This is a genomic window from Falsiroseomonas sp. (genome assembly GCF_041690465.1).
GTDB lineage: Bacteria > Pseudomonadota > Alphaproteobacteria > Acetobacterales > Acetobacteraceae > Falsiroseomonas.
This window is the reverse complement of record NZ_JAWLHG010000051.1, coordinates 13,273-27,395: the sequence shown is the minus strand read 5'-3', so window position 1 is coordinate 27,395 and position 14,123 is coordinate 13,273. Positions and strand designations below refer to the sequence as shown.

The 14,123-nt window shown below is 71.8% G+C and carries 14 protein-coding genes; 11 read left to right on the top strand and 3 right to left on the bottom strand.

The window, feature by feature from the left end; translation table 11 throughout:
• The first annotated feature begins 290 nt into the window (after window positions 1-290).
• The 4 genes from ACESM1_RS26935 to ACESM1_RS26920 all read left to right on the top strand — a co-directional run bounded on the left by ACESM1_RS26935 (window position 291) and on the right by ACESM1_RS26920 (window position 3,768).
• A complete protein-coding gene (locus ACESM1_RS26935) occupies window positions 291-872 on the top strand; it encodes a VOC family protein (RefSeq protein ID WP_372624316.1) in 582 nt (193 codons plus the stop codon).
• 16 nt (window positions 873-888) lie between these two features.
• A complete protein-coding gene (locus tag ACESM1_RS26930; RefSeq protein ID WP_372624315.1) occupies window positions 889-1,581 on the top strand; it encodes a glutathione S-transferase family protein in 693 nt (230 codons plus the stop codon).
• 94 nt (window positions 1,582-1,675) lie between these two features.
• On the top strand, window positions 1,676-2,041 hold the full coding sequence (locus ACESM1_RS26925) for a hypothetical protein (RefSeq protein ID WP_372624314.1): 366 nt from the start codon (window positions 1,676-1,678) through the stop codon (window positions 2,039-2,041).
• Between the two features lie 134 nt (window positions 2,042-2,175).
• Window positions 2,176-3,768 (top strand): ABC transporter substrate-binding protein, encoded by a 1,593-nt coding sequence (locus tag ACESM1_RS26920; RefSeq protein WP_372624313.1) that lies wholly within the window; start codon window positions 2,176-2,178, stop codon window positions 3,766-3,768.
• A 67-nt stretch (window positions 3,769-3,835) separates the two neighbouring features.
• Here the strand turns inward: ACESM1_RS26920 and ACESM1_RS26915 are convergent, their stop codons facing one another.
• Window positions 3,836-4,666 (bottom strand): HpcH/HpaI aldolase/citrate lyase family protein, encoded by an 831-nt coding sequence (locus ACESM1_RS26915; RefSeq protein WP_372624312.1) that lies wholly within the window; start codon window positions 4,664-4,666, stop codon window positions 3,836-3,838.
• A 158-nt stretch (window positions 4,667-4,824) separates the two neighbouring features.
• Between ACESM1_RS26915 and ACESM1_RS26910 the strand changes: the two genes are divergently transcribed.
• The 5 genes from ACESM1_RS26910 to ACESM1_RS26890 all read left to right on the top strand — a co-directional run bounded on the left by ACESM1_RS26910 (window position 4,825) and on the right by ACESM1_RS26890 (window position 11,041).
• Complete coding sequence (locus ACESM1_RS26910) at window positions 4,825-5,388, top strand: GbsR/MarR family transcriptional regulator (RefSeq protein WP_372624311.1); 564 nt, start codon at window positions 4,825-4,827, stop codon at window positions 5,386-5,388.
• Between the two features lie 6 nt (window positions 5,389-5,394).
• On the top strand, window positions 5,395-6,726 hold the full coding sequence (locus ACESM1_RS26905; protein ID WP_372624310.1) for a cytochrome ubiquinol oxidase subunit I: 1,332 nt from the start codon (window positions 5,395-5,397) through the stop codon (window positions 6,724-6,726).
• On the top strand, window positions 6,723-7,736 hold the full coding sequence (locus ACESM1_RS26900) for a cytochrome d ubiquinol oxidase subunit II (RefSeq protein ID WP_372624309.1): 1,014 nt from the start codon (window positions 6,723-6,725) through the stop codon (window positions 7,734-7,736). Before ACESM1_RS26905 ends, ACESM1_RS26900 begins: the two co-directional genes overlap by 4 nt.
• Before the next feature lie 121 nt (window positions 7,737-7,857).
• Complete coding sequence (gene acs, locus ACESM1_RS26895; protein WP_372624308.1) at window positions 7,858-9,792, top strand: acetate--CoA ligase; 1,935 nt, start codon at window positions 7,858-7,860, stop codon at window positions 9,790-9,792.
• A gap of 55 nt (window positions 9,793-9,847) precedes the next feature.
• Window positions 9,848-11,041 carry an MFS transporter gene (locus ACESM1_RS26890; RefSeq protein WP_372624307.1) on the top strand — a complete coding sequence of 398 codons (1,194 nt, stop codon included), beginning with the start codon at window positions 9,848-9,850 and terminating at the stop codon, window positions 11,039-11,041.
• A 242-nt stretch (window positions 11,042-11,283) separates the two neighbouring features.
• On the opposite strand, the gene ACESM1_RS30400 is transcribed toward ACESM1_RS26890, so the two are convergent.
• On the bottom strand, window positions 11,284-11,400 hold the full coding sequence (locus tag ACESM1_RS30400) for a DUF1674 domain-containing protein (RefSeq protein WP_411278383.1): 117 nt from the start codon (window positions 11,398-11,400) through the stop codon (window positions 11,284-11,286).
• Between the two features lie 258 nt (window positions 11,401-11,658).
• On the opposite strand from ACESM1_RS30400, the gene htpX reads away from it, so the two are divergent.
• Both htpX and ACESM1_RS26875 read left to right on the top strand, forming a co-directional pair.
• Window positions 11,659-12,618, top strand: coding sequence for a zinc metalloprotease HtpX (htpX, locus tag ACESM1_RS26880; RefSeq protein WP_372624305.1), 960 nt, complete (start codon window positions 11,659-11,661; stop codon window positions 12,616-12,618).
• A gap of 55 nt (window positions 12,619-12,673) precedes the next feature.
• Complete coding sequence (locus ACESM1_RS26875) at window positions 12,674-13,003, top strand: hypothetical protein (protein WP_372624304.1); 330 nt, start codon at window positions 12,674-12,676, stop codon at window positions 13,001-13,003.
• An 85-nt stretch (window positions 13,004-13,088) separates the two neighbouring features.
• Here the strand turns inward: ACESM1_RS26875 and ACESM1_RS26870 are convergent, their stop codons facing one another.
• On the bottom strand, window positions 13,089-14,123 hold the full coding sequence (locus ACESM1_RS26870) for a trypsin-like serine peptidase (RefSeq protein ID WP_372624303.1): 1,035 nt from the start codon (window positions 14,121-14,123) through the stop codon (window positions 13,089-13,091).

Here is a 14,123-nt window from a genome sequence, read left to right as displayed (position 1 = left end):
CCATCGGCAACCTCCTTGACCGCTTCAGCCCCGAAGAATGCACCGACTACCTGCGACACTGCGGCTATGCACAGTCAGGCCAATAATGGTCTAGCCCGCTTCAACCGCTCCCTGTCGAGTGACCTGCGCCCGCCAGAGGCGGGCGAGCGGCCGAATGGCCGCCGCCGCTTGTGCGGCGAAGCCAAGCGCGCGGAGCGCGCGCCCGGCGTTTGAGGGCGTAAAGGCGGATACCAACGAGTCGCTGTAAGCGGCCGTTGGTATTAGGCTGGCGCGAACAGGGAGAGGACGCCATGCGCAAGCTGCAGTCCCAGGGCGTGCACCACATCACGCTGGTGGGCGCCGACCGGCAGACCTCGATCGACTTCTGGGAAGGCGTGCTCGGCATGCCCTTCATCTTCGAGCAGCCGAACCTCGACAAGGCGAGCGAGAGCCACCTGTATTTCGACCCCGGCGACGGGCGGCTGATCACCGTCTTCACCGACGAATCCCGCCGCCCCGACCCGGAGCGCACGCCGACCGGGATCGGCTGCGTGCACCACATCGCCTTCGCCGTCTCCCGCGCGACCTTCCTGCAGGCGGTCGGGCGGCTGGACGAGCGCGGCATCCGCCACAGCGGCGTGAAGGATCGCGGCTTCATGGATTCGATCTATTTCCAGGATCCGCTGGGGCTGCTGGTCGAACTGGCCTCCTACCGCTTCGAGCCGCCGGGGGGCTGCACTCATGCGGATGTGCTGTTCGCGGCGCATCGCATCCGGGTGGCGCGCGGCGATGCGAACATCGCGGAGATCCACCTGGCCGACGCCATCGAGGAGCTGGTGGCGGCGCGGCAGCCGACGCTGTCCGCCGACCGCTCGCCGAGGAACCCGTACTGACCGACAGGAGAAGCGCATGTCCGAGCTGAAGCTCCACGTCATCAAGCCGAGCGTGAACAACATGGTGGTGCGCGTCTTCCTCCGCGCCGCCGGCCTGCCCTTCGCCGAGCAGGACGCCTATGGGCAGACGCGCACGCCGGATTTCTCGGCGCGCAACCCCTCGCACCTGACGCCGATGCTGGAGGAGAGCGGGCTGCCGAAGGGCGTGCTGTGGGAGAGCTGCGCCATCATGCAGTATCTCTGCAACAGGCACGGCCTGGAACGGTTCTACCCGACCGATCCCGCCAGGCGGGCGATGGTGGACAGCGCGATGTTCTACCTCGTGGGCACGCTCTACCCGTATCTCGCGCGCGCCTGCTACCCGAAGCTGGGCTTCCCGCTCTACGCCGGCGAGGTGGGCGCGAGCGAGGCGACGGCGGAGGCGAAGGAGGCCGCGCGCAAGGCCGCCGCGGCGGCGATGGCGGAGCCGCTCGAGGTGTTCCGCAGCTTCTACCTCGGCGACGGGCCCTTCATCGGCGGGGAGAGCCCTTCGATCGCCGACATCCGGCTGGCCTGCTCGCTGGAATTCACCGCCGCCATCGAGGAGACGCTGCCGGACTGGGCGACGCGCTATCGGCAGGCGGTGGAGGCGGCGCTCGGCGCGGCCTATGCGGAGCCGGCGGCGGATGTGCGGGGCTACATCGCCTGGGTGAAGTCGCAGCCCGGCTGAGCGCGCAGCGGGGAGCCTTTGCGCGGGGTGCGGCGTTGCCGGGGGGACCGCTCCCGCGCCGCGCCGGCGCCGGGAGCAAGGAGGGAGGCACCCCATGGCCCGCCGCAACGAATTGCCCCGCCACGACGACCCGACCGAGATCGAGCCGCGTCCGCAGCCGGCCTCGGATGACGGGCAGCACCCCAATGTCGCGCATCTCAAGCAGGACATCATCAGCGGTGCTGCCGGCGACAAGGTCGCGGTGTTCGACCCCGGCATGGCCAATCTCGGCACCGGCGCGGAAGCGGCGGGCACGCCGATGACGCCGGAGATGGTGCGCATGGACCGGGAGGCGCAACGCATGGCCGATCCGCCGCCGGGCGACCCGGGCAAGCGGATGGGCCTGGGCAAGGGCGTGCTGGTGGCAAGCGGCTTTGCGCTGCTGGTGGCACTGGGGCTGGCGGCGGCGCTGCTGGGCTGAGGCTGGAGTAGGTCGCCGCAGGGAGGCATCGCCCGGACGCGCGAACCTGCTCCGCAAACAGAAGGCTCGCGGGTTGCCAGAGGCACCGCTTGGGGTCGAAGATCGCCCGGGAAACACGTCTCGGGAGAACCAACATGAAGCGCGCCGAATTCCTTCGGACCGTCGCCGCCACCGCGCTGGCCGCCGCCGGCGGGCTGCCCCGCGCTGCGCTGGCGCAATCCAATACGGGCGACACGTTGCGCGCCGGCATCAAGCTCAGCCCCACCTCCATGGATCCGCATTTCCGCCTGTCCGGCGAGCAAGCGATCCTGCGGGCGCTGCATGCGCGCTTCGTCGGCATGACGCCCGACGGCAAGCCGGAGCCCGGCATCGCCGAGAGCTGGCGCACGGTGGAGGACGGCAAGGCGTGGGACTTCACGCTGCGCGCCGATGCGAAGTTCAGCGATGGCAGCCCGATCACCGCGGAGGACGTCGCCTATTCGATCCGCCGCGTGCCGACGATCACGGGTTCGGCCGGCGCGTACCACATCTTCGTGCGCGCCATCACCAATGTGGAGGTGAAGGATCCCCGCACCATCCGGCTGCACACCGCGGAGCCCTATCCCTTCATGGTCGAGGACATGACCGAGATCGCGGTGATCTCGAAATCACTCGGCCCGGATCTGAAGACCACCGACTTCAACGCCAAGCAGGTCGGCGTCTTCTCCGGCCCCTACGTGCTGGAGGATTACCGCTTCGGCGAGTTCGTCGCGATGCGGCGCAACCCGCACTGGTACGGCGCGCGGCCCGATTTCGAGCGCGCGGATTTCCGCGTCATCCCGACCGATTCCAGCCGCGTCGCCGCGCTGCTCGCCGGCGATGTGCAGGCGATCGACGAGGTGCCGGTGCAGGACATCGCGCGGGTGCGCCGCGATCCGCAACTGAACCTGACGCAGACGGCCGGCATGCGCGTGATGTACGTGGCGATGGACATGGATCGCGACGTCACGCCGCATCTGCGCGACAACAACGGCCAGCCGCTGCAGCGCAACCCGCTGAAGGATGCGCGCGTGCGCAAGGCGCTGTCGCTGGCGATCAACCGCGAGGCGATCGTCAGCCGCGTGATGGAAGATGCGGCGACGGTCGCCTCCAATCTGCTGCCGGCCGGCACGCCCGGCACGTCCTCCGCGCTCGGCGTCACGCCCTACGACCCGGAGCAGGCGAAGCGGCTGCTGGCCGAGGCGGGCTACCCGAACGGCTTCCAGGCGACGCTGCACGCGACCAACGACCGCTACCCCAATGACGAGCGCGTGGCGCAGGCGATCGCGCAGTTCTGGTCGCGCATCGGCGTGCGCACCCAGGTCGAGACCATGCCGAACGCGGCCTTCTTCCCGGCGGCCTCGCGCCAGACCTTCAGCCTGATGGCGGCGCAGTACGGCGCGGACAACGTCAGCTACGCCTACCGCGCGCTGGTGCACACCTATGACCGCGACCGCGGGCTCGGCACGGCGAACCGCACGCGGCACTCCTCGCCGCGCGCGGACGCGCTGGTGGCGGAGGCGCTGACGGTGATGGAGGAGGACAAGCGCAACGCGCTGCTGGCGCAGGCGGCGGATGTGGCGATCGGGGAGGAGGCGATCATCCACATGATCTACCACCCGGCCTATGTCTACGCGGCGCGCAAGCCGCTGACCGTGACGCCGTACTACAACGGGGCGTTCCTGCCGCAGGCGGTGAAGAAGGGCTGACGAAGCAAGCGGGGGCGCTGCCCCCGCGACCCCCGCCGGGGACGATCATCGTCCCCGGCCCCCTGCATCAGTGCGCGCGGGCGAGGACGCGCCGTGCGGCGCGCAGGACGGGCAGGTCCACCATCCTGCCGTCCACCACGCAGACACCGCCGGCGGCTTCCTCCATCGCCGCCACCACGCGGCGGGCGCGGGCGACCTCGTCCGCGGTCGGCGTCAGCACGGATTGGATGGTCGCCACCTGGCGGGGATGGATGGCGAGCTTGGCGGTGAAGCCGAGCGCCTGAACGCGCCGCGTCTCCTCCGCCAGACCGGCCTCGTCCTCGAGCGCGAGGAAGGGCACGTCCACCACGCCACGGCCGGCGCGCGCGGCCGCGGCGACCAGCGCGGCGCGGTGCGGCAGCAAGGGCTCCCACGCCACCGCACAGCCGAGATCGGCGGCGAGGTCCACGCCGCCGAAGGCCAGCGCGACGCAGCCGGGCTCGGCGGCGATGGCGCCGGCATGGGCCAGGCCCTCCGCGCTCTCGACCAGCGCGACGAGCTGCGGCGGGCGCGGGGCGGCGGCGAAGGCGCGGCGGACGATGCGCAGTTCCTCCGCCGCCTCCACCTTCGGCAGCAGCAGGAAATCGGGCGCAGCGGCGGCGATCAGCGCGGCCAGGTCGGCGATGCCCTCCGGCGAGGGCAGCGGGTTCATGCGCACGCCGAGCGCGACGCCGGCGGGCGCGGCCGGCCGCGCCAGCACGGCCTGGCGCGCGGCCGCCTTCTCGCCCGGCGGCACGGCATCCTCGAGGTCGATCACCACGGCGTCGGCGCCGGTGGCCAGCGCCTTGGCGAAGCGATCCGGGCGGTGGCCGGGGACGAACAGGATGCTGCGGGCGAGGGCGATGTCGGGCGGGGTCATCGGGGCTCCGGCGGGTCTGAAAGGCGGCGGATACTGCGGCGGGGCGCCGCCGGCGGCCACCCCGGCACCGCGCCCCTTGACCCCGTCGGAACGATTACCATCTGGATTTTCAGAAATTACTGAAACTTCAGAACCTCCCCCCGATCGGGACCGCCGCCATGAACCTGCCGCCGCTGATCCAGGCCTTCGTGCTGCATTTCGGCGAGATGGGCAGCCGCTGGGGAATCAACCGCACCGTCGGGCAGATCTACGCGCTGCTCTACGTCTCGCCGGCGCCGCTGAACGCCGACCAGATCGTCGAGGCGCTGGGCGTCAGCCGCTCCAACGTCTCGATGGGGCTGCGGGAGTTGCAGGGCTGGAACCTGGCGATCCCGAAGCACGTGCCGGACGACCGGCGCGACCACTTCACCACGCCCGGCGATGTCTGGGAGATCCTGCGCGTGCTCGCGGAGGAGCGGAAGAAGCGGGAGGTGGACCCCACGCTGTCCGTGTTGCGCGAATTGCTGATGCAGGCGCCCGCCAGCGAGGAGGAGCGCCACGCGCAGCAGCGCATGGCGGACATGCACGGGCTGATCGAGCAGCTCACCAATTGGTACGACGACGTCAAGCGGCTGGAGGCCGAGCGGCTGGCACAGCTGCTCGCACTCGGCTCGCGCGTGGCGCGGCTGGTGGAGGCGACCGACAAGGTGGTCTCGCTCGGGCGGCGCAAGAAGAAGGAGTAGCCGGACGTGGACGCGCTGATCCTGGCCCGCATCCAGTTCGCGGCGAACATCTCCTTCCACATCCTGTTCCCCACCGTCACCATCGCGCTCGGCTGGGTGCTGCTGTTCTTCAAGCTGCGCTTCAACGCCACCGGCGATGCGAAGTGGATGGACGCCTACCGGTTCTGGGTGAAGGTGTTCGCGCTGTCCTTCGCGCTTGGTGTCGTCTCCGGCATCACAATGAGCTTCCAGTTCGGCACCAACTGGCCGGGCTTCATGGAGCGCGTGGGCAACATCGCGGGGCCGCTGCTGGCCTATGAGGTGCTGACGGCGTTCTTCCTGGAGGCGACCTTCCTCGGCATCATGCTGTTCGGCTTCCGCCGCGTGCCGGGCTGGGCGCATACCGGCGCGACCTTCCTGGTCGCCTTCGGCACCACGATGAGCGCCTTCTGGATCCTGGTGCTGAATTCCTGGATGCACACGCCGCAAGGCTTCGAAATGCGCGACGGCGTGGCGCATGCGACCGACTGGGTGGCGATCGTCTTCAACCCCTCCATGCCGTACCGCCTGGCGCACATGCTGGTGGCGTCGGGGCTGACGGTGGCCTTCCTGCTGGCGGGGATGTCCGCCTGGCGCTGGCTGCGCGGCGACCGCGCGCCGGCCGTGGCCGCGGCGCTGCGCACCGGCGTGGTGATGGCGGCGGTGCTGGCGCCGACGCAGCTCGTGCTCGGCGACCTGCACGGGCTGAACACGCTGCAGCACCAGCCCGCCAAGGTCGCGGCGATGGAAGGCAATTGGGAGACGCGCGGCAACGTGCCGCTGGTGCTGTTCGCGGTGCCGGACGAGGCAGCGCGGGAGAACCGCTTCGAGATCGCGATCCCCTCCGGCGCCAGCCTGATCCTGACGCATCGCGCCGATGGCGTGGTGCCGGGGCTGAACGACTTCGCGGGCAGGCATCCGCCGGTGGCACCGGTGTTCTACGCCTTCCGCGTGATGGTCGGGACGGGGATGCTGATGATCGCCTGCGGGCTGCTCGGCGCCTTCCTGCTGTGGCGGCGCGGCGTGCTGCCGGACTGGCTGCTGCGCGGCCTGGTCGTCATGACCTTCTCCGGCTGGGTGGCGACGCTGGCCGGCTGGTACGTGACGGAGATCGGCCGCCAGCCCTGGCTCGTCACCGGCGTGCTGACCACCGCGCAGGCGGTCGGGCCGGTGCCGGCGGCGAGCGTCGGCGCGACGCTGGCGATGTACCTGCTGCTCTACGCGATGCTGCTGGTGGCCTATGTCGCGACGCTCTATCGCCTCGCCGCGAAGGGCCGCGTGATCGAGCCGGCGGTGCTGGTGCGGGGGGTCACGGCATGACGCCCTTCCTGCCCGCCGAATGGCTGCCGGTGATCTTCGCGGCGCTGATGGCGGCCTCGATTCTCGCCTATGTCGTGCTGGACGGCTTCGACCTCGGCGTCGGCATCCTGCTGCCCGGGATGGACGAGGAACGCGACCGCGACCGCATGATCGCGGCCATCGGCCCCTTCTGGGACGCCAACGAGACCTGGCTGGTGCTGGGCGTCGGGCTGCTGCTGGTGGCGTTCCCGGTGGCGCACGGGATCATCCTGACCGCGCTCTATCTGCCGGTGGCGGCGATGCTGGCGGGGCTGACGCTGCGCGGCGTGGCGTTCGAGTTCCGCGCCAAGGCGGCCGACCTGCAATCCAAGCGGCGCTGGGACGGCGCCTTCTTCGCCGGCTCCCTGCTCGCTGCGCTGTCGCAGGGCTGGATGCTGGGGCGCTACGTGCTGGGCTTCGCGGAGGGCTGGGCGGCGCTGGGCTTCGCGGCGATGGCGGCGGTGGGGCTGGCGATCGCCTATGCCTTCATCGGCGCCGCCTGGCTGATCTGGCGCTGCGAGGGGCCGCTGCAGCGCCAGGCGATCGCCTGGGCGCGGCAGGCGATCTGGCCGATGGGGATCGGCATCCTGCTGGTCTCCGCCGTCACGCCGCTGGTCAGCGCGCGCATCCTCGATCGCTGGTTCACCTTCCCCGAGGTGTTCCTGCTGGCGCCGCTGCCGATCGCCACGGCGGCGCTGCTGCTCGGGCTCGGCAGCCTGCTGCGCCACATGCCGCTGCCGGGCGATGCGCTGCGCCGGCTGCCCTTCTGGGGGGCAGTGGGGCTGTTCGCGCTGTTCTTCGCCGGCCTCGCCTGGTCGTTCTTTCCCTATGTGGTGCCGGAGCGGATGACCATCTGGCAGGCCGCCAGCGCGCCGGAGAGCCTCTCGCTGATCCTCGCCGGGGCGATCTTCGTGCTGCCGATCATCCTGGCCTACACGGTGCTGGCCTGGCGCATCTTCGGCGGCAAGGCGGCGGAGCTTCGCTACGACTGATCACGCCGCGCGGACGCCCCCGGCGACCCGGTTGACGCACATCAAGGAGGCGTGCCCCACTGCCGGCGATACCGACCCGGGCCCGGATGACGCCCCGGGCGCCCGAGACTGGGGGAAGCGGATGACCGACACGCTGATCGCGGTGAAGCCCGAGATCGCCGCCAAGGCTCATGTGGACGCGGCGAAATACCGCGCCATGTGCGAGCGGGCCGACAAGGACCCGGACGGCTTCTGGCGCGCCGAGGCCTCGCGCATCGCCTGGATGAAGGCGCCGACGAAGATCAAGAACGTGGACTTCACCGGCAACATCTCGATCAAGTGGTTCGAGGATGGCGTGCTGAACGCCTCCGTCTCCTGCCTCGACCGGCACCTCGACGCCGGGCATGGCGACCGCGTCGCGATCATCTGGGAAGGCGACGATCCGAACAGCGATTCCAGGGTCACCTATCGCGAGCTGCATGCGCGGGTCTGCCAGCTGACCAACGCGCTGCGCGAGCTCGGCGTGAAGAAGGGCGACCGCGTCTGCATCTACCTGCCGATGATCGTGGAGGCGGCGGTGGCGATGCTGGCCTGCGCGCGGGTGGGTGCGATCCATTCGATCGTGTTCGGCGGCTTCTCGCCGGACAGCCTGGCCAGCCGCATCCAGGATTCCGAATGCTCGGTGCTCATCACCGCCGACCAGGGGCGGCGCGGCGGGCGGCCGGTGCCGCTGAAGGCCAATGCCGACGAGGCGCTGGCGCAATGCCCCTCCATCCGGCACGTGATCGTGGCGCGGAACACCGGCGGCACGGTTCAGATGCAGGACGGCCGCGACATCTGGTGGCACGAGCTGTGCGAGCGCCAGCCGAAGACCGCAGCGCCGGAGCCGATGGGTGCGGAGGACCCGCTGTTCATCCTCTACACCAGCGGCAGCACGGGCAAGCCGAAGGGCGTGCTGCACACTACCGGCGGCTACATGGTCTGGGCGTCCTTCACCCATCAATACGTGTTCGACTACAAGGATGGCGAGATCTACTGGTGCACCGCCGATGTCGGCTGGGTGACCGGGCACACCTACATCGTCTATGGCCCGCTCGCGAACGGCGCGACCACGCTGATGTTCGAGGGCGTGCCGAACTACCCCTCCGTCTCCCGCTTCTGGGAGGTGGTGGACAAGCACCGGGTCAACATCTTCTACACCGCGCCGACCGCGATCCGCGCGCTGATGCGCGACGGCGAGGCGCCGGTGAAGAAGACCAGCCGCAAGAGCCTGCGCATCCTGGGTTCCGTGGGCGAGCCGATCAATCCGGAAGCCTGGCTCTGGTACTACCGCGTCGTCGGCGATGAGCGCTGCCCGATCGTGGACACCTGGTGGCAGACCGAGACGGGCGGAATTCTGATCTCTCCCCTCCCCGGCGCCGTCGCCCAGAAGCCGGGTTCCGCGACGCTGCCGCTGCCGGGCGTGAAGCCGGCGCTGGTGGATGGCGAGGGCAGGATCATCGAGGGCGCGGCCGAGGGCAACCTGGTGCTGCTGGACAGCTGGCCCGGGCAGATGCGCACGATCTATGGCGACCATGCGCGCTTCGGGCAGACCTATTTCGCCACCTTCAAGGGCATGTATTTCACCGGCGACGGTGCCCGCCGCGACGCCGATGGCTATTGGTGGATCACCGGCCGCGTGGACGACGTGATCAACGTCTCCGGCCACCGCATGGGCACGGCCGAGATCGAGAGCGCGCTGGTCGCGCATCCGAAGGTCGCGGAGGCCGCGGTGGTCGGCATGCCGCATGACCTGAAGGGCCAGGGCATCTACTGCTACGTCACGCTGAAGACCGGCGAGGAACCGACCGAGGCGCTGCGCAAGGAACTGGTCGCCTGGGTGCGCAAGGAGATCGGGCCGATCGCCGCACCCGATGCGATCCAGTGGGCGCCGGGCCTGCCGAAGACGCGCTCGGGCAAGATCATGCGCCGCATCCTGCGCAAGATCGCCGCCAACGAGACCGACAGCCTGGGCGATACCTCGACGCTGGCCGATCCGGCGGTGGTGGAGGATCTGGTGCAGAACCGGGTGGGCTGACCCGCGCGGGCCCGGCGTTGCGCCTGCCCGGAAGCGGGCGCACATCGGGGCCGGCATGACGTTCAAGCCCGACCCGACGACGCGCCTGATCCTCGTGCTCGGGCTCGGCGCCGGCGCCTCCGCGCTGGCGGGGCGGGCGCTGGATCCGCTGGTCGGCGTGCTGGCGGGCGAGTTCGGGGTGGCGGCGGCGAGCGTCGCGCTGCTCGGCACCGCCTTCGCGCTGCCCTATGCGCTGGTGCAGCCGGTGCTCGGGCCGATCGGGGACGCCATCGGCAAGCAGCGGGTGATCCGCGTCTGCCTGCTGGCGCTGGCGGTGGCGCTGGCGGTCTCGGCCCTGGCGCCGGATCTGCTCAGCCTGTCGCTGCTGCGGGTGCTGGCCGGCGTGGCGGCGGGCGGGGTGTTTCCGCTGGCGATCGCCAGCATCGGCGACAGCGTGCCGCTGGAGCGGCGGCAGGTCGCCTTGTCGCGGCTGCTGGTGGCGGGGCTGACCGGCACCGCCGGGGGCGGGGTGATGGCGGCCACGCTCGAGCCGCTGATCGGCTGGCGCGGCGTGCTGCTGGTCTGCGCGGCGATCGCACTGGCCGCGGTGCCGGTGCTGCGGCCGGAGCCGGCGCAGCCCGCTTCGCGGCGGCTCGACCTGGTGGAGGTGCTGCGGCGCTACCGCGGCATCCTGGGCCTGCGGGCGGCGCGCGCACTGTATCTCGCGGTGTTCATCGAGGGGGCGCTGGTGTTCGGCGTCTTCCCCTTCCTGGCACCCTTCTTCGTCGAGCGCGGGTTGGCGGGCGGCGGCGATGGCGCAACGGAGGCGGGCCTGGCGCTGGCGGGCTTCGCGCTGGGCGGCTTCGTCTTCGCCGCGGTGGCGCCGCCGCTGCTGCGCCGGCTGGACCAGGCGCGGCTGGTGGTGCTGGGCGGGGCGGTGGCGGCGGGCGCGCTGGCCGGCCTGGCGCTGGCGCCGCAGGCGTGGCTGGCGGCCGGGCTGTGCCTGGTGTTCGGCCTCGGCTTCTACATGATCCATTCCTCGATCCAGACGCGGGTGACGGAGGTGGCGCCGACGGCACGCGGCAGCGCGGTGGCGCTGCATGCCTTCAGCTTCTTCCTCGGCCAGTCGCTCGGGCCGGTGGTGATGGCCGCTGCGCGCGCCGCGCTGGGGCCGGTCGGCGCGCTGTTCGCGGTGGCGGCGGGGCTGTGCGCCCGGGCCTTGTGGGGGGGGCCGGGGGGGCGGGCGAGGGGGGCTGCGGAGGGGCGGTGAGGGCGCCCGGGGTTCCCGATTCTCCCCGGTTCCGGAACGAGGCGTGAATCGGGCCGCTGGGCGGCCCGGCGGAAGCGTGCCGATTCAAGCCTCTGCCCCGAGTCGCGCGAACGAATCGCTGACTCGGGAAAACTGTTCCCCGGCCACAAGACCTTGGGGCAATTCGGGATTTCGCCCACAAGCGCGTTCCCGTCCTGCCGCCGAGTCGCGGCCCGAGTCGCAACCGCTGGTGTTCCGACGGCTCAGAAGTCGCTGACGCGGCCCTTCCGCTCCCAGTCGCCATACCGGGTCGGCTCCGGCCCGGCGGGGCCGCCGACCTCCTTCAGGCGGATCGGCGGCTCCTTTGGCGGATCGCCGATGGGCGGCTCCTCGCCCGGCAGCGGCGGGTCTGTGTCGGGGGACGGGGGCGGGCCGGGATTGGGGTCGGGCACCGGGCGGCCCGGGGCGGGGCCGGTCGGGTCACCGGGCGGGATCGGCACCTGCTGGGCCTGGATGGGGATGGCGGTGGGCGCCGGGGCGCCCCGGTTGTTCGTGTCGGTCATGGCCCACATCTAGTTACTCCCTGCGTCTTGTCCTCCGGGCCAACGCGCAGGGGCGCCATTCGGGAGCGACGCATCATGGCCGGCTATTTCCGCACCGCGCTGCTGCTCGCGGCAATGACCGCGCTGTTCGTCGGTATCGGCTTCGTCATCGGCGGCGAGCAGGGGATGATCATCGCCTTCGTCGTCGCCTGCGGCATGAACATCTTCGCCTGGTGGAACAGCGACCGCGTCGTGCTGGGGATGCACAACGCGCAGCCGATCGGGCCGGAGGAGGCGCCGCGACTGTATGAGCTGACCGCCGGGCTGGCCGGGCGCGCGGGGCTGCCGATGCCCGCGCTCTACGTGATCCACGAGGACCAGCCCAACGCCTTCGCCACCGGCCGCAGCCCGGAGCGTGCGGCGGTGGCGGTCAACACCGGCCTGCTCGACATGATGAGCGAGCGGGAAGTCGCCGGTGTGATCGCGCATGAGCTGGCGCACATCAAGAACCGCGACACGCTGATCATGACCATCACCGCGACCCTGGCGGGCGCGATCGGCATGCTGGCGCAGTTCGGCTTCCTGTTCGGCGGCCGGGGCGGCGACGGGCGGTCCAACCCGTTCGGGCCGATCGGGACGATCCTGCTGATCGTGCTGGCGCCGATCGCGGCGATGATCGTGCAGATGGCGATCAGCCGCTCCCGCGAATACGAGGCGGACCGGATCGGCGCGGAGATCACCGGCGATCCGCGGTCGCTGGCCTCGGCGCTGATGCGGCTCGAGCAGTACAAGCAGGGGCGGGTGAACGAGGCGGCGGAGGCCAATCCGGCCAGCGCGCACCTGTTCATCATCAACCCGCTCTCCGGGATGCGGATGGACGGGCTGTTCTCCACCCATCCGGCCACCGAGAACCGCGTGGCGGCGCTGGAGCAGCTGGCCGCGCGCATCGGCCCGCCGCCCGGAGGATCTACTCGCATCCCGGCGGTGCCGCCGCGCGTTGGTGCCAGGCGGCCAGGCCCATGGACCACGGGCGGACGCCGCAATCCCTGGGGGTGATCCCACCGGTGCGTTGCGGCTGCGGTCGCGACGCGGCCGAGAAAGGAGTGCAGCGATGCGCGACCCCGTTCGATCCTGGCGCCGGCTGCCGTTCGCCGCGCGGTTCCTGTTCAGCCATGCGGCGATCGGATTCGGCCTTGCGGCGTTGTTCGTCGGCGGGTTCCTGGTGGCGAACCCGAATGGCGCCGGCATGGTGCTGCTGACCGCCGCCGACCATTGGTGGCCCGCCCTCGCCTTGTGGGGGCTGACCGGCCTGACCTTCGCGACGGTGCAGATCGGCATCGCGACGATGGCGCTGGGCGAGGAAAGCCGCCGGCCGCCTGGCGGCCGCGCTGCGCCGCTGGTGCCGGGGCTGCTGCCGGTGCGCGTGCGGCGGCGGCGTTAGCCCGCGCCCGCCCTGGGCGTGAATCGCCGGCTCGAAGGGGCTTGACCGCGGTAGCCCTGGGCGCACTCAGGGCTGGTCTGGCTGCTCAGCGCGCGGCCTGCTGCAGGACCCGCCAGATGGTCCGGCTCGGTACCGCCCAACCGCCGACATCGCCGCTGATGGCCAGCGAGCCGATGCCGGCCACCATCCAGCTTCCGTCCGGCTGGCGCGCCAGCAGCGGGCCGCCGCTCGACCCGCCGGTGCCGGCGCAGGAATGGCGCAGCATCAGCCGGTCGGCACCGGCGCGCGCATAGGTCACGATCCAGCACTCCAGATCCGCCACCAGGCCGCGCCCGCGATCCGGCTGGTAGCCGCCGAACACCAGCGGGGTCCAGGGCGGCATCAGGCCGGGCACCACCGGCAGCACGAAGTCGGCCGGCGCGGCGGGCACGGCGGGGTCGAGGGCGAGGATCGCCCAGTCCGCATCGGGCGGCGCCGAGGGGTCCGGGCGCGGCCCGGCGCGCACCTTGAAGCCCGGCGCGATGAAGATGGCCGCCACCGCCACGCGCCGCCCCTCGCCCTCCGCGGTCGGGCCGATGATGTAGCTGACCGCGGCGGGCGCCGCCGGCTCGCCATTGCCCGCATTCACCAGGCAATGCGCGGCGGTGAGCACCTGGTGCGGGCCGATCAGCGCGCCGCTGCACCGGCCGCCGCCTTCCGTGCGCACCATGCCGATGGACCGCCAGGGCGCCACCGCATTGTCCACCGCGACGCGACGGTCCTGCCGGCCGATGCCGGGCCGGGGGGCGGCGGCGGCAGCCGGCTGCACCGCGGGCGGGGCGACCTGCGCCGGGGGTGGGGCCGGCGGCGGGGCCTCGCCGGGCGGCGGACGCAGCAGCGTCGGCGCGGGCGGGCGGTTCACCCAGGTCGGGCCGGGCGGCAGCACCGGCGCCGGCGGCAGCCTGGGCTCGCGCGGCGCGGTGAGGGCGGCGATCGCGGCCGGGGGCGGGGCCGGTGGCGCGACCGGGGGCGCCGCGGCCGCGCCCGGCGCGACGGCACTGCCCGGCGGCGGCGCGGTGGCGCAGCCCGCGAGCAGCAGAGCACCCAGGCCCGCGCCGCGCAGCGCGGATCGGGTCAGCAA

Bases quoted from the DNA above. Each gene is read 5' to 3' on its own strand.
- ACESM1_RS26935 (WP_372624316.1), top strand. From the start codon at position 291: ATGCGCAAGCTGCAGTCCCAGGGCGTGCACCACATCACGCTGGTGGGC.
- ACESM1_RS26930 (WP_372624315.1), top strand. From the start codon at position 889: ATGTCCGAGCTGAAGCTCCACGTCATCAAGCCGAGCGTGAACAACATG.
- ACESM1_RS26925 (WP_372624314.1), top strand. From the start codon at position 1,676: ATGGCCCGCCGCAACGAATTGCCCCGCCACGACGACCCGACCGAGATC.
- ACESM1_RS26920 (WP_372624313.1), top strand. From the start codon at position 2,176: ATGAAGCGCGCCGAATTCCTTCGGACCGTCGCCGCCACCGCGCTGGCC.
- ACESM1_RS26915 (WP_372624312.1), bottom strand. From the start codon at position 4,666: ATGACCCCGCCCGACATCGCCCTCGCCCGCAGCATCCTGTTCGTCCCC.
- ACESM1_RS26910 (WP_372624311.1), top strand. From the start codon at position 4,825: ATGAACCTGCCGCCGCTGATCCAGGCCTTCGTGCTGCATTTCGGCGAG.
- ACESM1_RS26900 (WP_372624309.1), top strand. From the start codon at position 6,723: ATGACGCCCTTCCTGCCCGCCGAATGGCTGCCGGTGATCTTCGCGGCG.
- acs (WP_372624308.1), top strand. From the start codon at position 7,858: ATGACCGACACGCTGATCGCGGTGAAGCCCGAGATCGCCGCCAAGGCT.
- ACESM1_RS26890 (WP_372624307.1), top strand. From the start codon at position 9,848: ATGACGTTCAAGCCCGACCCGACGACGCGCCTGATCCTCGTGCTCGGG.
- htpX (WP_372624305.1), top strand. From the start codon at position 11,659: ATGGCCGGCTATTTCCGCACCGCGCTGCTGCTCGCGGCAATGACCGCG.
- ACESM1_RS26875 (WP_372624304.1), top strand. From the start codon at position 12,674: ATGCGCGACCCCGTTCGATCCTGGCGCCGGCTGCCGTTCGCCGCGCGG.